The following is a 21303-nucleotide window of genomic DNA, read 5'->3' as shown; positions in this document are numbered from 1 at the left end:
AATGAAACCGGTTTCAGAGGTACAAAAACAATGCACAAATACCCCGTCTCCATCAGCCTCTCCAGCTACGGCGCCGATCTGGTCCGCCAACAGGGACAGTTGAGTTTTGTCCAATTACTGGCACAGGCCGGCGCCCGGCGCATCGAATGGCGTGAAGAACTGCTGACCGTTGAGCAACCCGCCGAGCTGGCTGATGCGGTGGCCGCAGAAGGCCTGGAAGCCGTGTTCTCATCGCCGCTGGAGCTATGGGTCGCCGGCCGCGCCCAGCCGAATGCCCAATTGAGCGCCACGCTGGACCGCGCCCAGGCCTTCGGCGCGCGCTGGCTGAAAGTCTCCCTGGGCTACTTCACCGACACCAATGACCTGCAAAGCCTGCATGCCCTGCTCAACCGACACCCGGTGCAATTGCTGGTGGAAAACGACCAGACCCTGCACGGCGGCCGTATCGAACCCATGCAACGTTTTTTCAGCGAAGTCGAACGCCTCGGCCTGCCGATCAAAATGACCTTCGACATCGGCAACTGGCAATGGCAGGACCAGTCCGCGCTCACCGCCGCGCGCCTGCTGGGCCGCCACGTGGACTACCTGCACTGCAAGGCCGTGGCCCGTCGCGCGGACGGCAAACTGGTGGCGCTGCCGCCGGGTGCCACCGACCTGCATCTGTGGGAACAACTGCTCACCCATATGACTCAAGGGATTACACGGGCAGTGGAATTCCCGCTGCAGGGCGACGACCTGCTCGATGTCACCGCACGCCAGGTCGCCAGCCTCGCCGTGCTTGGTCAACCTGGCGCGGAGAACCTCCATGTCTGAGATCGATGTGCTGTCGTTTGGAGAAACCATGGCGATGTTCGTCGCCGAGCAGACCGGCGATCTGGCGCAGGTCCGCCAGTTCCACAAACGCATCGCCGGGGCCGACAGCAACGTCGCCATCGGCTTGTCGCGGCTGGGCTTCAACGTGGCCTGGCTGAGCCGGGTGGGCGATGATTCCCTGGGCCGCTTTGTGGTGGATACCCTCAGCCACGAAGGCCTGGACTGTCGGCACGTCGCCGTCGACCCGCTGCACCCCACCGGGTTTCAATTCAAATCCCGCGAAGAAGCCGGTGCCGATCCCCAGGTGGAATATTTCCGCAAGGGCTCAGCCGCCAGCCATCTGTCCGTCGCCGACATCAGCCCTGCGCTGCTGCAGGCCCGCCATCTGCACGCCACTGGCATTCCGCCGGCGTTATCGCCAGCCACCGGCGAGCTGTCCCGCGCGCTGATGACGCAAATGCGCCAAGCCGGGCGCAGCGTGTCGTTCGATCCCAACCTGCGCCCGTCGCTGTGGGCCAGCCAGGCGCAGATGATTGCCGAGATCAACGCCCTCGCCGGTCTGGCCGACTGGGTTTTGCCGGGCCTGGGCGAAGGTCGCTTGCTCACCGGTTTCGATGATCCGGCCGACATAGCCGCGTTCTACCTCGACCAGGGCGCCGAAGCCGTGGCGATCAAGCTCGGCGCGGACGGGGCCTATTACCGCACGCAGCTTGACCAGGGCTTTATTGCCGCCGTGCCGGTGGAGAACGTCGTCGACACCGTAGGCGCCGGCGACGGCTTTGCCGTGGGCATGATCAGTGCCCTGCTGGAAAAACTCAGCTTTCCCGAAGCCGTGCGTCGCGGTAATTGGGTCGGCAGCCGCGCCGTGCAGAGTCGCGGCGACATGGAAGGCCTGCCCACCCGCGCCGACCTGCTCGGCCGATCCGTCGCCTGACCCCCAACGACCTGTTGCCACAACTACAACAAGCTCAGGAGCAAGCCCATGGAAACCGTGAAACTCGCCACCCGCCGCTGGTGGTACATCATGCCTATCGTGTTTATCACCTACAGTCTGGCGTACCTGGATCGTGCCAACTATGGCTTCGCCGCCGCCTCCGGGATGGCCGAAGACCTGATGATCACCCCCGGCATGTCGTCGTTGCTGGGGGCGCTGTTCTTCCTCGGCTACTTTTTCTTCCAGGTGCCGGGGGCGATCTACGCGCAAAAGCGCAGCGTCAAGAAACTGATTTTTGTCAGCCTGATCCTGTGGGGCGGTCTCGCCACCCTCACCGGCGTGGTCTCCAACGCCTATATGCTGATCGCCATCCGCTTTCTACTCGGCGTGGTGGAAGCCGCGGTGATGCCGGCGATGCTGGTGTACCTGTGCCACTGGTTTACCCGCGCCGAACGCTCGCGGGCCAACACCTTCCTGATCCTCGGCAACCCGGTGACCATGTTGTGGATGTCGGTGGTTTCGGGCTATCTGGTGCAGCATTTCAGCTGGCGCTGGATGTTTATCATCGAGGGCCTGCCCGCGGTGCTGTGGGCGTTTATCTGGTGGAAGCTGGCCGATGAACGTCCCAAGGACGCCACCTGGTTGAGCGACGGGCAAAAGCAGGAACTGGAAACCGCTCTGGCCGCCGAACAGGTCGGCATCAAGGCGGTGAAGAACTACGCCGAAGCCTTCCGCTCGCCCAAGGTAATCATTCTGGCCTTGCAGTTCTTTTGCTGGAGCATCGGGGTGTACGGGTTTGTGCTGTGGCTGCCGTCGATCCTCAAAAAAGGCCTGCAGATGGACATGGTCGAGGCCGGCTGGCTGTCGGCATTGCCTTACCTGGCGGCGGTGATCGGCATGCTGGTGGTGAGCTGGGGATCGGACAAGCTGCAAAAACGCAAACGCTTTGTGTGGCCGCCACTGCTGATCGCTTCCATCGCGTTCTACGCCTCCTACGTGCTCGGCGCCGAACATTTCTGGTGGTCCTACACCCTGTTGGTGATTGCCGGGGCGTGCATGTACGCGCCATACGGTCCGTTCTTCGCCATCGTGCCGGAAATCCTGCCGGCCAATGTCGCCGGCGGCGCCATGGCGCTGATCAACAGCATGGGCGCCCTCGGCTCGTTCGGCGGCTCATATCTGGTGGGTTACCTCAACAGCAGCACCGGTTCGCCGGGCGCCTCGTACCTGTTGATGAGCGGCGCGCTGCTGCTGTCGGTGGTGCTGACGATTTTCCTCAAGCCCGGCGCCAGCGACCGTGAACGCGCGCCGCTGCCAACCCTTGAATTAAAGGTGAAAGCCCAATGAAAAAGTCTGTGGTGCTGTACAAAAAACTCTCCGCGCCGTTGATGGCGCGCCTGCACGAGCAGGTGGACGTCACCTTGATCGAAGCTCTGGATGACACCGGCCTGGCCAAGCTGCGCGACGCCCTGCCGAGCGCCCACGGCCTGCTGGGCGCCAGCCTGCGCCTGGACGCGCACTTGCTGGACCTGGCGCCGCAACTGGAGGCGGTGGCGAGCGTCTCGGTGGGCGTCGACAACTACGACATCGACTACCTCACCCGGCGCGGCATCCTCCTCAGCAACACCCCGGACGTGCTTACCGAAACCACCGCCGACACCGGTTTCGCGCTGATCCTGGCCACCGCACGCCGTGTGGTGGAACTGGCCGATATGGTTCGCGCAGGGCAATGGCACAAGAACATTGGCCCGGCGCATTTCGGCAGCGATGTGCACGGCAAGACCCTGGGCATCATCGGCATGGGCCGCATCGGCGAAGCCCTGGCCCAACGCGGGCATTTCGGCTTCGGCATGCCGGTGCTCTACCACAGCCACTCGCCCAAGCCACGGGTCGAGGAGCGCTTCGGCGCGCAGTACCGCAGTCTCGAAGACTTGCTGCAACAGGCCGATTTCGTCTGCCTGACCCTGCCGCTGACCGCCGAGACCGAAAAGCTGATCGGCGCCGAGCAGTTTGCGCTGATGGGCCCGGACACGATCTTTATCAACATTTCCCGCGGCAAAGTGGTGGATGAAGCGGCGCTGGTCGAGGCGTTGCAGCAACGCACGATCCGCGCGGCGGGGCTGGATGTGTTCGAAAAGGAACCGCTGGATCACAGCTCGCCGCTGCTGCGGTTGAACAACGTGGTGGCCACGCCCCACATCGGCTCGGCGACCCATGAAACGCGCGAGGCCATGGCCAAATGTGCGGTGGATAACCTGCTGGCGGCTTTGGCGGGCCAGAAGCCGAAGAACCTGGTCAACCCGGCCGCCTTTAAGCAATAGGCACACTGAAGGCAAACACCGATCAGCTTTGATGAGAGGGGGTGTAGAGCCCCCTCCCACCGGGCAGGGTCAGATCACAAACTTGGCCACCATCGCGTTCAAGTCCACCGCCAGGCGCGACAGTTCATGGCTGGCGGCGCTGGTCTGGTTGGCGCCGGAGGTGGACTGGGACGCCAGGTCGCGGATATTGACCAGGTTGCGGTCCACTTCGCGGGACACCTGAGCCTGTTCTTCCGAGGCGCTGGCGATTACCAGGTTGCGTTCGTTGATCAGGCTGATGGACTGGGTGATCTGCTCCAGCGCCACGCCGGCGGCGCGCGCCATTTCCAATGTGTCCTGGGTGCGCTGGTTGCTCTGCTGCATCGATTGCACGGCCTCGCCGGTACCGTTCTGGATGCCGGCGACCATTTTCTCGATCTCCTGGGTCGACTGCGCGGTGCGATGGGCCAGCGCCCGCACTTCGTCGGCCACCACCGCAAAACCGCGTCCGGCTTCACCGGCGCGTGCCGCTTCGATGGCGGCGTTGAGCGCCAGCAGGTTGGTCTGCTCGGCAATCGCGCGGATCACGTCGAGCACCTTACCAATGTCACGCCCCTGGGTGGCCAGGCCCTCGATCATGGCGGCAGTGCTTTGCACGTCGTGGGTCATGGTCTGGATCGCGTCGACGGTCTGCACTACACGGTCGCGGCCTTCACGCGCAGCCTGGTTGGACTGGTGCGAGGCTTCGGAGGTGGACACCGCGTTGCGCGCCACTTCTTCCACCGCTGCGGTCATCTCGTTGACCGCCGTGGCGGCCTGATCGATTTCGTCGTTCTGTTGCTGCAAGCCGCGAGACGCTTCCTCGGTAACCGCGCTCAACTCTTCGGCCGCCGACGCCAGTTGAGTGGCCGAGCCGGCGATATGGCGGATGGTCTGGCGCAGGTTGGTCTGCATGGTCGACAAGGCGCCGAGCAAACGTGCCGGCTCATCCTTGCCGTCGTCCTCGATTACGCTGCTGAGGTTGCCGCCGGCAATAGTCTCGGCCACCTGCACGGCTTTGCGCAGCGGCGTGACGATGCTGCGGGTCAGCAGCCAGGCCAGCAATACCGTCAGCAGCGCGGCGGCGACCGAAACCACCACGATCCCGGTGATCGCGCTGGTGTAGCTCTGGCCTGCCACGTCATTGGCTTGCTTGGCCGCGGCGCCATTGAGCGCAATCAACTTGTTCAACTGCTCGCCCATCTGGTCGGTGCCGTCCTTGATCCGGGTGTTGATCAGGGTGCGCATCTCATCAATCTTGCCGTCCCTGGACAGGCTGAGCATGTCGGCCTGGGCCTTGAGGTAGTTGTCCAGGGTGGTCACGAAGGTCTTGTACAGCGCCGCCTCTTCCGGGCCGGCGGGCAAGGCCGCGTAACCGGCCTGGGCAGTCTTTGCTTTATCGACCAGCACACCGATGCGGGTTTCGGCTTCTTTCAGCGCGGCGGGATCACGGTTGACCAGCACGCGAAACGACAATATGCGCATGCGCAACACATTCTCAGTCACCTGCCCAAGGTACGTGACGCTGGGCAGCTGATTGCTGTTCATATCCACCGAAGCCTGGCGAATCAGGCTCATGCGATTGGCCGCGAACCCGCCCAGCACCACGACCAGCAGCGCGATGAAGGCGAAACCCAGCGAAGCGCGAGGAGCGATATTCAAATGACGAAGCGACATAGAAGAGTTCCCGAATAGAGTGTCTGCGCGCGTCCGTGCCGCAAAACGATCAGTCAGCGTCAACGCGCTGCCCTGAGCCTGGTCACCACTGTTGTTTTTGATAGGTGGGCCTATAAGCAGTATCGGCAAGGATCGGGATTTTATGCAGGGCACTTATAAATATTTTTTTACACTTCTGACGACCAGCGCTTTCTGGCATCCTGCGCCTCCCTTTTCCGACCCCGGGCCCCTACTTTGTCTGACGCTCAAGCCCCCCGCCCCCGCTATAAATCCGACCTGATCTACGGCCTGGAAGACCGTCCGCACTTCAGCGCGGCACTCTTTGCTGCGTTGCAGCATGTGCTGGCCAGTTTTGTCGGCATCATCACCCCGACCCTGATCGTCGGTGGCGTGCTTGGCCTGGAAAGCGAAGTGCCGTACCTGGTCAGCATGGCGCTGTTCGTCTCGGGCCTGGGCACCTTTGTACAGGCGCGCCGGTTCGGCCCCATCGGTTCGGGCCTGTTGTGCCTGCAGGGCACCAGCTTTTCGTTTATCAGCGTGATCCTCAGTGCCGGCTTCATGGTCAAGGCCCGCGGCGGCGGCACCGATGAAATCCTCTCGACGATCTTCGGCATCTGCTTCTTCGCGGCGTTTATCGAAGTGGTGCTCAGCCAGTTCATCGGTAAATTGCGCAAACTCATCACCCCGGTGGTGACCGGCACCATCATCACCTTGATGGGCCTGTCGTTGATCAAAGTGGCGGTCACCGACATGGCCGGCGGTTTCGGTGCCAGCGACCTCGGCGCGGCCGGCAATATGGGCCTGGCGGCGCTGGTGTTGCTGACCATCGTGGTGCTCAACCGCTTCAATAACCCGTTCCTGCGCCTGGGTTCGATCGTGATCGGGCTGACCCTGGGCTTTGCGGTGGCCTGGTGGATGGGCCGCGTCGACATGGCGGCGCTGCCCCAGGTGCCGTTGATCAGCGTGCCGGTGCCGTTCAAGTACGGGTTTTCGTTCGACTGGGTGGCGTTTATTCCGGTGGCGGTGATCTTCCTGATTTCACCGTTGGAAGCCGCCGGCGACCTGACCGCCAACTCGATGATTTCCCAGCAGCCGGTCAAGGGCCCGCTGTATATCAAGCGCATCAGGTCCGGCCTGCTGGCCGACGGCCTCAACTCGGCGATGGCCGCCACCTTCAACAGCTTGCCGATGGTGACCTTCGCCCAGAACAACGGCGTGATCCAGCTGACCGGCGTGGCCAGCCGCTATGTGGCGTACTTCATCGCCGGCCTGCTGGTGCTGCTGGGGCTGTTCCCGATGATCGGCGCGGTGCTGCAACTGATGCCCAAACCGGTACTGGGCGGCGCCACGCTGATCATGTTCGGCACCGTGGCCGTGGCCGGCATCAAGATCCTCGCCGAAGCCGGTCTGCACCGGCGCAACGTGCTGATCGTGGCGATTTCCCTGGGCATGGGCCTGGGCGTCGCGGCCGTGCCGGAAGTGCTGCGCGAGCTGCCCAAGGCGCTGCATAACATCTTCGAGTCGCCAATCACTGTAGGAGCGTTCTGTGCCATCCTGCTGAACATTTTCCTGCCCGAAGAGTTCATAGAGCTGGAAGAGGATGAATTCGATCCGGAGTCCTCGACCCTCAAGGTGATGCAAGACCCGGACATCACGAAATAGGAGCCCCCCACATGCGCAAGCTCATGGTGCTATCGCTGCTGCTGCTGACCCTGAGCGCCTGCGCGCTGTTCCCGAACCGCGACCCGGTGAACATCAACGTGGTAGGTGTCGAACCGCTGCAAAGCCAGGATCTGGAAGTGCGCTTCGCCGTCAAACTGCGGGTACAGAACCCCAACGAAACGGCGATCGACTACAACGGCGTGGCTCTCGACCTGGAAGTCAACGGCCGGCCGCTGGCCTCCGGCGTGAGCGACCAGGTCGGCAGCATCCCTCGCTTCTCCGAGACCGTTCTGACGGTGCCGGTCAGCGTTTCGGCATTTTCGGTGCTGCGTCAGACCCTGGGCCTGAGCCAGACCCAGAGTTTGAACAACCTGCCCTATGTGCTGCGGGGCAAACTGGCCGGCGGACTGTTCGGCACCATGCGTTTCGTTGACCGAGGCACGTTGGATATGCCTGACAGCGCGACGTGGTAAAGCCCTCCCCAACCTTCCTGCCAACGCTTCAGTCCGTGATAGAGCGCACGCCTGGCTTGGCGCGCTCATCCACCACCAGTTCGAACACATCCGGCCGTGCGTAATGCCCCACCACGTCGTAGTCATATCGCGCGCGCACCAGGTCGTCGGTATCGATCCGTGCCGTCAGCAATCCCGCTTCGCCCACCAGCGGACCAGCCAGGATGTCGCCCATGGGGCCGACGATCACGCTGCCGCCTGCGATCAACGGGCGGTCTGAAGGCCAGTTGGCAATCTCCACGCCGAGGGCTGCGGGTGACGCCTGCACCTGGCAGGCGCTGACCACGAAGCAGCGGCCTTCATGGGCCACATGCCGCATGCTCACCTGCCACATCTCGCGCTCGTCCACGGTCGGTGCGCACCAGACCTCTACGCCCTTGGCATACATCGCGGTGCGCAGCAGCGGCATCATGTTTTCCCAGCACACCGCGCCGCCAATACGGCCCACGGCCGCGTCGATCACCGGCAAGGTGGAACCGTCGCCCTTGCCCCAGATCAACCGCTCGGTGCCGGTGGGCATCAACTTGCGGTGCTTGGCAACGAGGCCGCCGGCGGGTTCGAAATACAGCACAGTGCAATACAAGGTGTTGCCGCTGCGCTCGATCACTCCCAGCACGAGGCTGGCGCCGGTGCGCGCCGCCAAACCGGCCAGGGCTTCAGTTTCCGCGCCCGGTACGTCGATGGCGTTGGCGAAGTAGCGGGCAAAGGCTTCGCGGCCCTCGGGCAGGCGATAGCCCAATTGGGTGCCGAACCCTTCGCCCTTGGGATAGCCCCCGAGCAGCGCCTCGGGCATTACCACCAATTGCGCGCCACTGCGGCGGATCGCGTCTTCATAGCCAAGGATTTGCTCAAGGGTGTCGGCCTTGCCGCCTGGCAGGGAACCGATTTGCAGGGCGGCGACGGTAGAAATGGGCATGACGTTCACTCCGATAAGTGGGCTTGGGGTTGCCCATTCTCCCGCCAGCCCCGATCATGAATAAAGCCCACCTCAGTACTGAATGATATGAGCCAGATGAATATCGCCCAGGTCGACCTGAATCTGTTGAAAACCTTCGAAGCCCTGCACGATGAGTCCAGCGCCAGCCGCGCGGCGTTGCGCCTGGGCGTGACGCAATCGGCCATCAGTGCGGGACTGCGGCGCCTGCGCGACGTGTATGGCGACCCACTGTTCGTGCGCACCGGCCGTGGCCTGGCGCCCACCTTGCGCGCCAACCAGTTAAAGCCGGTGATCAGTGAAGCACTGGACCGCTGCCGCCAGAGCCTGGCGATGGTCGACCCGGTACACCCGCAGTATCAGGGGCGCTCCGTGGTGGTAGGCCTGTCCGATGACTTTGAGATTGCCTATGGCCGGCGGCTGATGGTGCAGATTGCACAGCGTTTGCCGCAGTTGCGCGTGATCTTTCGCCAGACCCACAGCCAGATCGTCGCCGGCGCCCTGCTCGACCGCACGCTGGACCTGGCGATTACCGCCGGCGGGTTCGCCCAGGGCCGGTTGAGTCGACAAGTGCTGGGAGAAGGCGATTACCGTTGCCTGGTGGACGCCGGCAGCCTGGCGCCGGGCCAGGAAACGATCAGCCTGGAGCAGTTCGTCAGCCGCGAGCACGTGCTGGTGTCGTCCGGAGGGTTTATCGGGATTACCGACGAAGGGCTGGCAGCGCAGGGACTAAGCCGCCACGTGTGCGCATCGACCAGCCACTTCGCCGCCCTGCCGTTTTTACTCAAGGGCAGCCAGGCGGTGGCGACCATTCCCGGGCATGCGGCCCAGGCGATCGCCCAGATGACGGGGCTGCGCGTACTGCGCTGCCCGCTGGCGCTGCCGCGCTACCCCGTGGAGCTGGGGTGGCGCACCCAGGCTCAGCTCGATCCGCTGTTGCTCAAGGTGCGCGAGGCGATTGTGGCGAGCTTTACTTCGCCGCCGCCATGAGTTTGTTGACTTCGCTGCGCACCATGTTGGAAAACTCCGGCGGCGACATGCCGTCCAGTTCCGCGCGGACCCACTCGGCCCATTTGCCCTTGCGCTTGGCGCGCTCGCCGAACAGTCGCGCGGCTTCGCCCTTGGCCTTGCCCAGGTTGGTTTGCCACAGGTCATAGAGGCGCGACTTTTCATCTTCCAGCTCGGCGCGCTCGGCGAGGGTTTTGTTGGCGAGATTGAAGCTCATGTTGAATTACCTGCTGCACAAATAGGCGACATCTTACACCGACAGTCGCTATTTCAAGATCCGGATTTCGCCCGGTCCCCGCCACCGGCAAAAAAACTGCAACTTTTGCGGCGGTCGGGGACTCCATTGTTCACTGCCACATTCACTTGCAAGGAGTCACACCATGGCCCGCAAAACCGCTGCCCAAACCGCCGCCGATCAAATCAAGGACCAAGCCTTCAGCGAACTCGCTTCGCTGATTGAAGAGTCCGACAAGCTGCTCAAGAGCAGCGCCAGCCTCGTTGGCGAAGAAGGCGAGACTCTGCGCGAGCAGGTCGCCCTCAAACTCAAGCAAGCCATGGACTCCGTGACCAGCGTGCGCGAGCGCAGCAAACCCGTGGTCGATGCGACCGAGACCTACATCGGTGGCCACCCGTGGCAGACCGTGGCTATCTCGGCAGGCTTCGGCCTGGTGGTTGGCCTGTTGCTGGGGCGCCGCAACTAAACGGCTTCTGCGTCGCCGCTGCCTGTCGGCGGTGACGCGGTTTCAACTGGCCCAATCGCGCAACTGATTCAACGCATCCAATTCCACCACGATCCCCTCCTCCAGCGACTTCGCCCGTGTGCGATGACGTCGATCCCCCGGCAACCGCCGTAGCCCCACCGCATGCATCTGCCGCACCAATTCCTGGCTGCGCTCGGCGAAGCTTTGCCCTGCGGTCTTGCTTGGATCGATCACGATCAGCAACTGCCCGGTCCACGGCGTGCGCGCGCCTGGATGGTCAGCCCAATTGAATTCGAATGAAAAGTGCCCACCGGTCAGAGCCGCCGCCAGCAGCTCGACCATCATCGACAATGCCGACCCCTTGTGGCCGCCGAACGGCAACAGCGCGCCGCCCTCGAGCACCGCCCTGGGATCGGTGGTGGGCTGACCGAGGCTGTCCACGCCCATGCCCGGCGGCAGGCGCTCGCCCTTGCGCGCGGCGATCTGCACATCCCCATGGGCAATCGCACTGGTGGCCAGGTCGAACACAATCGGTGGCCCATCCGCGCGCGGTGCGGCGAAGGCAATGGGGTTGGTGCCGAACAGCGGACGGTCGGCGCCATGGGGCACCACGCAGGTCATGCTGTTGACCACGCTCAGCGCCACCAGCCCTTCTTCGGCGAAGGGTTCGACATCCGGCCACAGCGCGGCGAAGTGATGGGAATTATGTATCGCCAGCAACGCAATCCCCGCGCTGCGCGCCTTGGTCACCAGCACATCGCGCGCCGCCGCCAGGGCCGGTTGGGCAAAGCCATTGCCGGCATCCACGCGGACAAAGCCGCTCGCCACATCGGTCACCACCGGCAGCGCCTGGCCGTCGACCCAGCCGCTGGCGAGCGTGCTGAGGTAACCGGGGATACGGAAAATTCCATGGCTGTGCGCACCGTCGCGCTCGGCGCTGGCGCAGTTATGGGCCAGGGTCGCCGCCACCTGCGGCGAGGTGCCGTGCTTGACGAAGACCGCATGCAGCAGCCCCACGAGTTCGTCGAAACCGATAAGCGCGCTGGCATTGTCAACTGTCGGGGACTGGGCAGACATCTGTAGCTCCGATTTTATAATTGGAAGAGACAACAAGGATCCAGATCGTCGATTAAACAACGCGCCCCGTGCCCGCTGTCAACGGCCGCCCCCAGTTATCTACCGCCAGCCGCGCCGCGCCGCCGCATACCGTGGCGCCTCCTACCGCCGCATTGCTGGAGAGCGCACCATGGCGCACGTCACACCGCCGTATTTTTTCGATGAATTCCTGGGTCCGGTCAAACGCAGGGAACCTACGCCAAGGGAGCGTGCGCTGGGGTTGACGCTCAAGGATCTGGATTGGCTGCACACGCTGTACTACGCCAGTCATGACGCGCGCATGGACGCCAGGATCCACGGTTTCCCCATGCGCGTAGAACGGTTGCTGATCACTCCTGCGGGCCAACCCGCCCTGCCGCTGGCCGGCGCGTTCGTGATGAGCCCGACTCCCGACGCTGACAAGGCGGTGCTCTACACCCCCTATGGCGGCCTGGAAGTGTTCGACAACCACGCCGCGCTGCTCGCTGACGTGACAGCGCGCCTGCGCCAACCGGAGCAGCGCACTGACCTGCTGCAATTCGTGTCCCTGGGCGATCAGGAGGCACTCTCGACCTCCACACGCCTGACGCTGACAACCGCCGTGATCCCGGGCGCCGTGATGCCGGATCAGCAGCAAGCCATCCACGCCGCGCAAGTGCACAATGTGATCGCCATGCTGGGTGAGCTGCGCAAGCTGCCAGACTTGCCTGACATGCTCGACAAACTGCTCGGTATCATGGCCCGCCCGTACTTCCCTGATGTGGAACAACGTGACACACGGGTGGATTTCTTCAGCCGTGCGTCGCCGGAAGAAGACAGCCGCTGGGTCGACTCGGTGCCACTGCGCGAGGCGCTGTTGCGCTTTTACGCCCGGCACGCCTGGCCCGCCGACCAAACCCACACCTATACCAACCCAGGCCGCGACTTTCGCGCCTTGACCGACGCACAGCGTGCCCAGGATCAGCAACGCTGGGACAACGTAATCGAACACACCAGCGGCATCCTTTCAAAATTGCTCAACCATCTGTTGCAGACCTTCTGGCACGAAGACTTCAACGGTGGCGGTCAGTCCCGTCTGCATTTTTGTGCACGGGTGATGAGCCAGAAATTCCGCGCCGACCTGCTGTTCAAGCATCAGGGCATGATCCTGAGCAGTGACGAGATGCAGAAACTGCGCAGCATGGCCCTTGCACAGCAGGCCGCCTCCGGCGATTTGAGCATCGAAAAGGTACGCATCCACGCCCCCTTCCAGCACTTCGTCGACCTGGCCGGCACCCTGATGATCAGCAATGCGCATGCCTACCTGTACACCCAGTCCCGGGGCCTGCAGGTGCTTGGCGACCTCAATGACCTCAAGGACACCCTCGTGTCGATGCTCAAGGCCACGGGGCATGAAGATGAGTTGCTCAACTTCCTGTCCCTGGATGAGCGCAGCCTGTTTATCGCTATGGATCAAGTGCATGTCAGCGGGCAACCCATCCTTGGCAACGTGTTCCAAGCCATGGTCGAAGATATCGTGGCCAAGCAGGCCGACAACCTGGAATACGCGCTGGGGTTGTATCGGTGCAACTCCGGCAGCGTCAACCTGGCGGCATTGCTCGACAGCGCCCTGGACGTACGCACCATGCTCGACAGCCAACTGTTGGAGCAGGACGCGGGCGGGCGCTGGTCGGTGCATCCCATCACCCAGGGCAACGGGCGCCCGACGACGGTCCAGGCTGAAAAAGCCAAGCTGCAGCTGCAGCGGTTGCAGGCCGTCGAGGCGGCGCTGGTGGAGGAACAGGCCAGCCACCCGACCCTGCGCGACCTGGCGACCCAAGCATTGGAGGCCGAGCTGCGCAAAGGGCTGCTTAGCCTCAAGGCTTGCGAGGTGTACATCAACACGTACGCCTCCGCGGCGGAGGAACGCGAAGAGCGCCTGCCCCAGGCGTCATCGAGCCTGGTCGAGCACTTTATCGCACGCCTGGTGCGACAGGCCGGGCCCGTGGGCGCGTCGACGCACACCGGTGTCTACGGCCCGCGTCACCAGGGCGCTGCCTTCCAATTGCACAACCTGACGACAGTGGAAGTGGATGCGCTTATCGACCGGGCACTTGGCACTTTTGCGCAACAGACGCTGGGAGCCTTGCCTGGGATGTTAGTGAAAAATAACCTGGCCCACCTGAGTCATGGCCTGTTGCAAGGCCTGGACGGCGAAGTGCAACTGCGGGGCGTAGCGAAAAACCTGCCGCCGCGCGCGCTGGTGCTGTTGCACAGTTCGCTCCAGCCTGACGGCATGAGCCGGCTCACCCGGCATGGCCTGGACGGGTTCATACCGGATGCGTTCAGCCTTACCCTGCACCCAGACAACGGGGCCGACCTACAGGGCCTGGCCAACTGTTTTGTGCTGACCGAGCGCGGCGGCCTGGACCCGGACCATTCGGGCACGGCGGTGCTATGGACCCCCGCGCGCGGCTACGAAACCTTTGCATCCATCACCCGCCTGCGGGACATCCTGACCCTGCGCCTGCAAGATCCCCGGCAGCGCCTGCACCTGCTGGAAAACCTGCCGATATCCCAGCGCGTGCCCCACCGTTCCTGGCAGCTGGGGCCACTGCAACGGATTGACGAGCACTTGCTGCACGATCGGCAACACAGCTACAGCGACGCCACCCGCGACGAAATAGACCACCTGCTCTCGCTGCGATTGAGCCCCACGCGCTTTCAGGAGTGCGTGGACGCCCTGATCCGGCGCGCACCGCCGTCCAACTTACCCAGGGCCATCGCGATGGCGCGGGCGCTGATCAACCAGCAGGCACTCCCGGTCTGGCTGGGCATGGCGGCACCCGCCGAGCAGATTCTGCACGCCGAGCTGGTGGAGCAGTACCGCATCAGTGCCCCGGACGAGCGTGATTATCTGCATAGCGTTACGCCCCTGCGCGAACATGTATTCGACCGCCTTTCGGAATTGCTCGACGCACGTTTTCCCCGGCAAGCGCTGAACCCGAACAATGTGCTGATTCCCGGACGGGTCGAGTTGGCCGGCAACACCCAGACGCTCACGGACTTTGCGATGCGGCACTTGCCGACGTTGCGCGCCGACGATATCCGCCCCCGTTCACGCACCGGCGACCCGCTGCCAGCGACGCTGGACGGCTCCGCCATTGAGCAACTGATCCGCCAGGTGGACGTGGAAAGCTTCTATGGACAATGGCTGAACACCCACCTCAAGGGCCCTGGCGAGCAAGCGCGTACACGGCGCCAACTGTTCTGCCGGCAGTTGCCCTGGCAAGTGTTGCAATACGCCCATGAGCAAACCCTGGATGAACGCTTGTCTGCATCGGCCTGGGGGTTTATCCGACAAATCTTCGATATGCCCGACGCCCTGGCTCGCGCCACCGTGCATGGCGTGACGGCGCTGGTTCGCCCCCTCGAACTGATCGCCACACAGGGCGCCTCGCGCGTGCGGGCATTGGGCTGCTACCTGATCGGCCCGAAACCCGAGGCTACCGGGCCGCTGGTGCTGTATGCACCCTACAGCCCTGATCACCTGCTGAAGGAGTTTGCCAACGAGACGGCACTGCTCCAGGCGTTCGCCGCCCCCGGCACACTGCAGCAATGGGTGATCGGCCAATTGGAACCGGCGCATCAAGCCACGTATCGCAACTTGCTCAGTCAACAGTGGACTCAAGGTCCTTCGGAGATTCGCTTCGGCGCCAACTCCATCGCCGGTAACGTGCTTGATCAACTATTCAAGGACAATTGCGAGATGCTGCTGCGGATGCTCGGCAGCCAGTTCTCTGCGTCGGGCAAAAACTACTGGGATGCAGTGACCAGTCTGCTGACCAAGGGGATTGCCGCAGGCGTGCGTTTCATGGCGGGAAAACTGGTCTATCCGCTGACAGTGTGGCGCAGCTACGCACTGTTCAAAACCTCTGCCGAAGACCTGCAGCAGCACCGCTGGCAACACGCACTCAAGACCTTTGCCGGCGGCGTGGCCGAACTGGCGTCCCTGCGCAAGGCGCTGGACAAACTGTTTCCCGAACCGCCACCGGCCACATATCCAGTCCCGCTGGAGCAATGGCTGCAAGACGCACCGCCGGCCGCCACGACGTTTGCAGCCCTGGACATGACCGCGCCCGAGCGCACGCATCTGCATGTCTTCGAAAACCATGATGTTGCCTTGGACACACTCACGCAGAGCGCGCTGACTCAGGTCTACAGGGACAAGATCGGCGCCCGCGATTACGTACCGGTGGCGGGCAAGGTCTACTCGGTAAAACGCGCAGGCGAATACTGGCGCTTAAGCAGCGACGACCACCTGGGCCCTTATGTGCGACTCACCCCACGGGGCGAGTGGGTGTTGGACCTGGGTCTCCTCAACCCGCGCTACGGCAAGACGTTGAGCCGCTATGCAAGCCAGGCGCGCGCGTACCTGTCAGAGCGAGAGGGCATCAATATCGAAGCGGTCGGCATGCCCGCGATCAGGGCACTGTCAAGCTGGAAGGCACAGTGCATCGACGAAGCGCTGAATGTCGCGACCTATTACGCGGTGAACTGCAAGCGCAACATTCAGCACTTTGGTGGACGTCGCGACCCCGGAAGCCGGACCGGACTTTTTTTTGCCGAGCTGTTCGGCGTGCCTCACCTGACCCTCAGCCAGTTGCAGCGCATCGAGAAGCGGGTCGACGATGTGCTGGACGAATTGACCAATCACACCTTGACCAGTCCGAATTCCATGCGGTTTGTCAGCGGCAGCCATCGCCAAAACCCGCACACATCGTTCGCTTTCACGCTGCCGGACGACAGAGACCATAAAATTTATTTGGTGGAGCGCTTCTTCGATACCCAAATGGGCTACTACCAACCTTATATGACGACACCATTCAATCTGTCGGCCCATGCACGCGCGTCCACGTTAATTCATGAAATCACTCATATCAGGTCGTCCACCGAGGACTTGGCTTATCTGGACAGCATGCGTCCGTTTGTCGACTTGATTGATGGCAACCTCCAAGGCGGGCAATCGTTGAAAACAGAATTATCCGACCTGCGTGCCAACGCCCTTTCCCTTATGACGCCCACCGATATGCTGTTCAAAGCGTTGGACGACCTGGGCGGCCGTTATGAGGATTTCAGCAGCCTTCAGGGAACCTCGTTACAAAGAAAAAAGGTGTTGAGTACCACGGGGGCGCGGACCCTGGCTGAAGCACGCGAGGTGTTCATGACTAATGAAGACAAGCGTATCGATACGATCCTGGCCAATGCGGATTCGTTGACCTTCCTGATCAGCGAAATCGGCCGGGCGCTGGATGCGGGAGCCTGAACCGGCTCCCGGCGGGTGAATCAGTCTTTCTGGTCACGCAGCACGTTACCCGAGGCGCCATCGATACGCGCTTCATAAACGGAACCGTCGGACTTGCGACCTTTGACTTCCCAGTAACCGTTGTCGTCGGCTTCCGCCGCGTAGACCTCGACATAACCGGCCTTGGTCTTGGCCACTTCAATAGCCTTGTCGATGGTGATCCAGCCTGCGCCTGGCTTATCGGCCAGGGCGGCGCCGGCACCGAGCAGCGCGGAGGTTGCACACAGGGCGACGAAGGTTTTCTTCAACATAGCGTTACTCCTTTGTGGGGAAATGCGGACGCGTGTCCTGAATTTTTAGGTAGCGCCAAACAAGAATAAGTTCCAATTGATGTGCAATCGCCATGATGGCTGTTCTCGCCATCTACCTGTGGGGGTTAGAATGTGGGAAATCAGGATGCGTTAATGACCGAAAAGTCTGTTTCAGAAGCCGAATACGACACCATCACCGATGCCGCCGCGCAGTGGTGCATGCGCCTGCATGCCAGCGATTGCACACCGGCTGAACGTCAGGCTTTTCAACAATGGCATGACGCCCATCCCTTGCACGCCTTTGAATACGCCGCGATGCTGGAAATCTGGGACGTCGCCGATCACTTGCCGCGCACCGCACCCGCCGCGCCGGTATTGGCGTTCAAACCGCGCAGTCGCGTACGTCGTTATGCCGTGGCGGCAGCGCTATGCCTGGCGGCCTTGCCGCTGGCCGCGTTTACCGGGTGGCAGGCCGGGTGGCTGCCCAATTCCTATGAACGTTTCGAGGCGACCCAGGGCTTGCGTCAGGTGACCTTGAGCGATGGCAGCCAGGTAGAGCTGAACCTGGGCACCGAACTGGTCTATAGCAACTACAAGGATCAACGTCGGGTCACGCTGAAAAAAGGCGAGGCGTTTTTCAACGTCAGCCACGACAGCGCCCACCCGTTTGTAGTGCGCGCCGGCGAGGGCCAGGTGCGCGTGACGGGCACCCAGTTCAATGTGTGGAAATATGGCGATCAGGTCCGTGTGATGCTGCTCGCAGGCTCGGTGCAGATCGCCAGCGATGCCATACACGGCAGCGTGCCACTGACCCCCGGCATGCAGGCCAGCTATCAACCGGGCGATGCCACGCCGCGCGTGAGGCCGTTCAGCCCGAATGACAGCGCCCTGGCCTGGCGCCAGGGCAAGCTGATCCTCGACAACCTGGCGCTGGCCGATGCGCTGCCGCTGATCAACCGCTACCTGAGCAAACCGGTGATGCTGGCCGATGCCGGAACCGGCGCGATTCGGATCGGTGGCATTTACAACCTCAGCGAGGTCAATAACCTCATCCCCTCCCTGCCCAAGGTGCTGCCGGTCTACCTGACCCAGAACCAGGACGGCAACCCCGTACTCAACTCCATCCCGCGTAAAACCCCGAAAGGCTGAGCCCGGCCGATCCGTGCGGGCCCGTTCGCGCCCGCAGTGTCCATTTTTGAAACACCTGCCTGAGCTGAAGCCCGTGTACACCGTGGGTTCATGCTTTTGTCATGCACGGTGTTACACCGGTGATACACAGGGGTGAATCGTTTGTGGGACAGCGGGCTACACGCGCTTGAACGGCAGGTGTTTCAGCGCTGAGACACCGACATCGTCGACGCGCCGCTCGATCGTCACAAGCCATTGAATATCAAAACAATTTAAAAATCGGCACGGCATCTGCTCTATTCCCCACAGCACTGTTCAGGGTCAGTGCCGAGAATAAGGATATGCCGCCGTGAACACACTCACACAACGCTCGATAAAGGTACTGCTGACCAGCTGTGTGCTCAGCCTCGGCATCAGTGCGTCGACCTTTGCCGGTGATGGCGTGATCGTGACAAGCCGCAACGTACAGGCGCACATGTACGGTCGTGCCCCTTTCGGTAAAGACCCCTACCCCACCACGGCCAACGCCAATCCCAGTCGCGAAGTGATCAACGCCACCGGCGAACTCAGCGACCTTGATATCGGCGGCGTGAGCAGCGGTGCCAGTTTCGCCCAGGTCAATCAAAACAGCGGCGTGCTGACCGGCCCGCACGCCACCCAGAACAGCATGTCGACCCTCGGCGCGGGTTCCTCCGCCAGCCACGGCAGCGGCAGCAGCATGGGTGGGCAGATCAGCGATTCGATCCAGCGCGGCATGGCGCCCCTGAACAACATCGGCAGCATGATGGGGGGCAAGTAATGAACCGTGCCTGGCTGATCTTCGCCCTCTTGAGCAGCGCCTCGGCCCTGGCCGATAACAACGCGGTGATCGACAACAGTGGCGAGGATTATCGCGGCAACTTCTCGATCAATCAGGCCGCGGGCAACCAGCAGCAAATGGCCAATACCCGCGCGATCACGCTCGGCGGCCAGGCGACCACCGTCAATATCCAGAGAATGGACGGTCAGGTCGATCCTGCCCTGAACGCCAAGGCAGCGATCCAGGGCAGCGCTTTTACCAATGGCAACGGCATGCTGGGTATCAACCAGACGGCCGGTGCCAATAACCAGACCATCAACGCCGTGCGGATCAGCGTCAATCCTGGCCCGCAGAGCATCGATGACAGCGTCCTGTTGCAACAGAACACGACGCAGTTGACCGACTCAGGTCTCACCTCCACCACTGGCAGCCGCCTGGTCGTTACCAGCGATCAGGCCTTCACAGGCAGCCGAGGAGTGATTCAGGTGAACCAGAGTGCCGGGGTGGGGAACCGAGTGGCTAACACCCTGGGCATCACTATCAAGTGAACGCTTGGTAGTACCGGCTGGACCGTACCAACACTTAAACCACACATTAGAAGCAAGGAGAAACACCATGAAACCTCAAATGGCTCTCAAACCCCTGGTTTTCGCTCTCGCCGCACTCATGGCTGCCGCCGCTCAAGCAGGTGGCTGGCACCCTGCGCCTCAACCCACCGGCACCATCGCCGCGGTGGTGACCGATGTACAAAACAGCGCAGCCAACCGCTTCGACGACACCAAGACCGACAACAATGCTTCGGCCGATAACTCGGTCAATGGCAACAGCGGTAACACCGGTGTCAACGTGCAGGCCGGCAGCGGCAACCAGGCCGACAACTCGGCGGCGATCTCCAGCGCCAAAGGCGACGCCGCCACGGTATTCGGCCTGGTCGACGTGAACCAGAACAGCCTGGGCAACGGCTTCACCAACAAAGGCACGCAGAACAACGCCTCGCTGGATAACTCGGTCAACGGTAACTCCGGCAACGTGGGTTACAACGGCCAGGCCGGCCAGGGCAACCAGGGTAAAAACAACCTGGCGATCGTCACCGCCGATGGCAAAAACATCGCGGCCGCCGCCAACACCGAGCAGAACTCGCTCGGCAACAGCTACCTCAACGCGGCCGCGACCAGCCACGGCTATGGTTATGGCCATGGCGGCAACGCGCAATATGTGTCCAACAACGCAAGCCTCGACAACTCGGTCAACCGCAACTCCGGCAACGTGGGTGTGAACCTGCAATCGGGCTCGGGCAACCAGGGCAGCAACAGCCTGGCGATCGGTCAAGGTTGCACCGTCTGCGCCAGCGGCGTGCGCTTCTGATCCAACGGGGCCTTGGCGACAAGGCCCTTTCCTATTCCAGTGTCCACCCGGCCTTCGATCATGCGCCTCGCGACCCTTTCCCTGCTAATGCTCCTCACCGGCCCGACCTGGGCAGGCACCATGGCGATTTCCGCCATGCCTGGCGGTGCAGTGATCTACAAGAAGGTCGAAAGCATTCGTGAGCGCCGCTTCGCCAACCTGGTGGAACAGAAAACCGATTTCAGCTGCGGTGCCGCGGCACTCGCCACCATCCTGCGCCAGGGTTATTGGCTGGACGTCGATGAAGACCACGTCATCAAGGGCATGCTGGTCAACGCCGACCAGAACCTGGTACGCACCCAGGGTTTTTCCATGCTCGACATGAAGCGCTACCTCGAAAGCATCGGCATGCGGGCGCGGGGCTACAAAATCTCGCCGGACACCCTGTTGACCGTGAAGATCCCGGTGGTCGTGCTGCTGGAGATCCGCGGCTACAAGCACTTCGTGGTGCTGCAGCAGGCCGACAAGGACTGGGTCTACATCGGCGATCCGGTGCTGGGTCATAAACGCTACGCCCATGACGACTTCGTCAAAGGCTGGAATGGCATCGTATTCGCCGTGCTGGGTGAGGGTTACGACAAGGCCAATGTGCTGCTCGACCCACCTGCGCCACTGACCGCCAGGAACCGTTTGAACGAGTTCCGGCCCGTGGGCGACGCTGAATTGATGGATTTCGGTTTTATCCAGAGCGACTTCTTTTAA

General features: G+C 62.5%; 19 protein-coding genes. 14 read left to right on the top strand and 5 right to left on the bottom strand.

Annotation, left to right across the window (positions count from 1 at the left end):
• Nucleotides 1-30: 30 nt before the first annotated feature.
• Genes PSH94_RS11330 through PSH94_RS11315 form a run of 4 tightly spaced genes read left to right on the top strand, consistent with a single transcriptional unit; the run spans nucleotide 31 to nucleotide 4068 of the window.
• Nucleotides 31-813: a sugar phosphate isomerase/epimerase gene (locus PSH94_RS11330; RefSeq protein ID WP_305437517.1), complete on the top strand. Its 783-nt coding sequence runs from the start codon at nucleotides 31-33 to the stop codon at nucleotides 811-813.
• Entirely contained in the window at nucleotides 806-1747 is a 942-nt protein-coding gene (locus tag PSH94_RS11325; RefSeq protein WP_181077284.1) for a sugar kinase, read from the top strand. The genes PSH94_RS11330 and PSH94_RS11325 overlap by 8 nt, the downstream gene beginning before the upstream one ends.
• 48 nt (nucleotides 1748-1795) lie before the next feature.
• Nucleotides 1796-3094, top strand: coding sequence for an MFS transporter (locus tag PSH94_RS11320; RefSeq protein WP_181077282.1), 1299 nt, complete (start codon nucleotides 1796-1798; stop codon nucleotides 3092-3094).
• Nucleotides 3091-4068 carry a D-glycerate dehydrogenase gene (locus PSH94_RS11315; RefSeq protein WP_305437515.1) on the top strand — a complete coding sequence of 326 codons (978 nt, stop codon included), beginning with the start codon at nucleotides 3091-3093 and terminating at the stop codon, nucleotides 4066-4068. Before PSH94_RS11320 ends, PSH94_RS11315 begins: the two co-directional genes overlap by 4 nt.
• Before the next feature lie 69 nt (nucleotides 4069-4137).
• Here PSH94_RS11315 and PSH94_RS11310 read toward each other — a convergent pair whose 3' ends face one another.
• Complete coding sequence (locus PSH94_RS11310; protein ID WP_181077279.1) at nucleotides 4138-5763, bottom strand: methyl-accepting chemotaxis protein; 1626 nt, start codon at nucleotides 5761-5763, stop codon at nucleotides 4138-4140.
• Nucleotides 5764-5997: 234 nt separating this feature from the next.
• Here PSH94_RS11310 and PSH94_RS11305 point away from each other — a divergent pair, with 234 nt between their 5' ends.
• Nucleotides 5998-7425 carry a nucleobase:cation symporter-2 family protein gene (locus tag PSH94_RS11305; protein ID WP_305437513.1) on the top strand — a complete coding sequence of 476 codons (1428 nt, stop codon included), beginning with the start codon at nucleotides 5998-6000 and terminating at the stop codon, nucleotides 7423-7425.
• A gap of 11 nt (nucleotides 7426-7436) precedes the next feature.
• Nucleotides 7437-7898 carry an LEA type 2 family protein gene (locus PSH94_RS11300; protein WP_181077275.1) on the top strand — a complete coding sequence of 154 codons (462 nt, stop codon included), beginning with the start codon at nucleotides 7437-7439 and terminating at the stop codon, nucleotides 7896-7898.
• A 28-nt stretch (nucleotides 7899-7926) separates the two neighbouring features.
• Here PSH94_RS11300 and PSH94_RS11295 read toward each other — a convergent pair whose 3' ends face one another.
• Nucleotides 7927-8853 carry a carbon-nitrogen hydrolase family protein gene (locus PSH94_RS11295; protein ID WP_181077273.1) on the bottom strand — a complete coding sequence of 309 codons (927 nt, stop codon included), beginning with the start codon at nucleotides 8851-8853 and terminating at the stop codon, nucleotides 7927-7929.
• 96 nt (nucleotides 8854-8949) lie between these two features.
• On the opposite strand from PSH94_RS11295, the gene PSH94_RS11290 reads away from it, so the two are divergent.
• Complete coding sequence (locus PSH94_RS11290; protein WP_181077366.1) at nucleotides 8950-9861, top strand: LysR family transcriptional regulator; 912 nt, start codon at nucleotides 8950-8952, stop codon at nucleotides 9859-9861.
• Here the strand turns inward: PSH94_RS11290 and PSH94_RS11285 are convergent.
• Complete coding sequence (locus PSH94_RS11285) at nucleotides 9842-10096, bottom strand: hypothetical protein (RefSeq protein WP_003190904.1); 255 nt, start codon at nucleotides 10094-10096, stop codon at nucleotides 9842-9844. The two genes, PSH94_RS11290 and PSH94_RS11285, sit on opposite strands and share 20 nt — an antisense overlap.
• Before the next feature lie 163 nt (nucleotides 10097-10259).
• Here PSH94_RS11285 and PSH94_RS11280 point away from each other — a divergent pair, with 163 nt between their 5' ends.
• Nucleotides 10260-10580 (top strand): YqjD family protein, encoded by a 321-nt coding sequence (locus PSH94_RS11280; protein ID WP_253507009.1) that lies wholly within the window; start codon nucleotides 10260-10262, stop codon nucleotides 10578-10580.
• 42 nt (nucleotides 10581-10622) lie between these two features.
• On the opposite strand, the gene PSH94_RS11275 is transcribed toward PSH94_RS11280, so the two are convergent.
• The gene (locus PSH94_RS11275; protein ID WP_181077269.1) at nucleotides 10623-11657 is read right to left on the bottom strand and encodes an Ldh family oxidoreductase; all 1035 of its coding nucleotides are present in this window, start codon (nucleotides 11655-11657) and stop codon (nucleotides 10623-10625) included.
• A gap of 169 nt (nucleotides 11658-11826) precedes the next feature.
• Here PSH94_RS11275 and PSH94_RS11270 point away from each other — a divergent pair, with 169 nt between their 5' ends.
• Nucleotides 11827-16980, top strand: a complete 5154-nt coding sequence (locus PSH94_RS11270) for a dermonecrotic toxin domain-containing protein (RefSeq protein ID WP_305437510.1) — start codon at nucleotides 11827-11829, stop codon at nucleotides 16978-16980.
• 20 nt (nucleotides 16981-17000) lie between these two features.
• Here PSH94_RS11270 and PSH94_RS11265 read toward each other — a convergent pair whose 3' ends face one another.
• Entirely contained in the window at nucleotides 17001-17270 is a 270-nt protein-coding gene (locus PSH94_RS11265) for a PepSY domain-containing protein (RefSeq protein WP_181077266.1), read from the bottom strand.
• A 153-nt stretch (nucleotides 17271-17423) separates the two neighbouring features.
• On the opposite strand from PSH94_RS11265, the gene PSH94_RS11260 reads away from it, so the two are divergent.
• The 5 genes from PSH94_RS11260 (at nucleotide 17424) to PSH94_RS11240 (ending at nucleotide 21303) form a co-directional block, all read left to right on the top strand.
• On the top strand, nucleotides 17424-18419 hold the full coding sequence (locus tag PSH94_RS11260) for a FecR family protein (protein WP_181077264.1): 996 nt from the start codon (nucleotides 17424-17426) through the stop codon (nucleotides 18417-18419).
• A 328-nt stretch (nucleotides 18420-18747) separates the two neighbouring features.
• Complete coding sequence (locus PSH94_RS11255) at nucleotides 18748-19197, top strand: hypothetical protein (protein WP_181077262.1); 450 nt, start codon at nucleotides 18748-18750, stop codon at nucleotides 19195-19197.
• Nucleotides 19197-19745, top strand: a complete 549-nt coding sequence (locus PSH94_RS11250) for an adhesin (RefSeq protein ID WP_305437509.1) — start codon at nucleotides 19197-19199, stop codon at nucleotides 19743-19745. Before PSH94_RS11255 ends, PSH94_RS11250 begins: the two co-directional genes overlap by 1 nt.
• A gap of 67 nt (nucleotides 19746-19812) precedes the next feature.
• Nucleotides 19813-20562, top strand: coding sequence for a hypothetical protein (locus PSH94_RS11245; RefSeq protein WP_181077258.1), 750 nt, complete (start codon nucleotides 19813-19815; stop codon nucleotides 20560-20562).
• 60 nt (nucleotides 20563-20622) lie between these two features.
• Complete coding sequence (locus PSH94_RS11240) at nucleotides 20623-21303, top strand: C39 family peptidase (protein ID WP_305437508.1); 681 nt, start codon at nucleotides 20623-20625, stop codon at nucleotides 21301-21303.

The sequence above is a fragment of the Pseudomonas sp. FP2254 genome (genome assembly GCF_030687695.1).
GTDB lineage: Bacteria > Pseudomonadota > Gammaproteobacteria > Pseudomonadales > Pseudomonadaceae > Aquipseudomonas > Aquipseudomonas quebecensis.
The sequence above is the reverse complement of the archived record's forward strand: the minus strand, read 5'-3'. Positions and strand labels throughout refer to the sequence as shown.

Excerpts from the sequence above, each read along its gene's own strand:
- PSH94_RS11330 (WP_305437517.1), top strand. The coding sequence starts at position 31 with ATGCACAAATACCCCGTCTCCATCAGCCTCTCCAGCTACGGCGCCGAT.
- PSH94_RS11325 (WP_181077284.1), top strand. The coding sequence starts at position 806 with ATGTCTGAGATCGATGTGCTGTCGTTTGGAGAAACCATGGCGATGTTC.
- PSH94_RS11320 (WP_181077282.1), top strand. The coding sequence starts at position 1,796 with ATGGAAACCGTGAAACTCGCCACCCGCCGCTGGTGGTACATCATGCCT.
- PSH94_RS11315 (WP_305437515.1), top strand. The coding sequence starts at position 3,091 with ATGAAAAAGTCTGTGGTGCTGTACAAAAAACTCTCCGCGCCGTTGATG.
- PSH94_RS11310 (WP_181077279.1), bottom strand. The coding sequence starts at position 5,763 with ATGTCGCTTCGTCATTTGAATATCGCTCCTCGCGCTTCGCTGGGTTTC.
- PSH94_RS11300 (WP_181077275.1), top strand. The coding sequence starts at position 7,437 with ATGCGCAAGCTCATGGTGCTATCGCTGCTGCTGCTGACCCTGAGCGCC.
- PSH94_RS11295 (WP_181077273.1), bottom strand. The coding sequence starts at position 8,853 with ATGCCCATTTCTACCGTCGCCGCCCTGCAAATCGGTTCCCTGCCAGGC.
- PSH94_RS11290 (WP_181077366.1), top strand. The coding sequence starts at position 8,950 with ATGAATATCGCCCAGGTCGACCTGAATCTGTTGAAAACCTTCGAAGCC.
- PSH94_RS11285 (WP_003190904.1), bottom strand. The coding sequence starts at position 10,096 with ATGAGCTTCAATCTCGCCAACAAAACCCTCGCCGAGCGCGCCGAGCTG.
- PSH94_RS11280 (WP_253507009.1), top strand. The coding sequence starts at position 10,260 with ATGGCCCGCAAAACCGCTGCCCAAACCGCCGCCGATCAAATCAAGGAC.
- PSH94_RS11275 (WP_181077269.1), bottom strand. The coding sequence starts at position 11,657 with ATGTCTGCCCAGTCCCCGACAGTTGACAATGCCAGCGCGCTTATCGGT.
- PSH94_RS11270 (WP_305437510.1), top strand. The coding sequence starts at position 11,827 with ATGGCGCACGTCACACCGCCGTATTTTTTCGATGAATTCCTGGGTCCG.
- PSH94_RS11265 (WP_181077266.1), bottom strand. The coding sequence starts at position 17,270 with ATGTTGAAGAAAACCTTCGTCGCCCTGTGTGCAACCTCCGCGCTGCTC.
- PSH94_RS11260 (WP_181077264.1), top strand. The coding sequence starts at position 17,424 with ATGACCGAAAAGTCTGTTTCAGAAGCCGAATACGACACCATCACCGAT.
- PSH94_RS11250 (WP_305437509.1), top strand. The coding sequence starts at position 19,197 with ATGAACCGTGCCTGGCTGATCTTCGCCCTCTTGAGCAGCGCCTCGGCC.
- PSH94_RS11245 (WP_181077258.1), top strand. The coding sequence starts at position 19,813 with ATGAAACCTCAAATGGCTCTCAAACCCCTGGTTTTCGCTCTCGCCGCA.
- PSH94_RS11240 (WP_305437508.1), top strand. The coding sequence starts at position 20,623 with ATGCGCCTCGCGACCCTTTCCCTGCTAATGCTCCTCACCGGCCCGACC.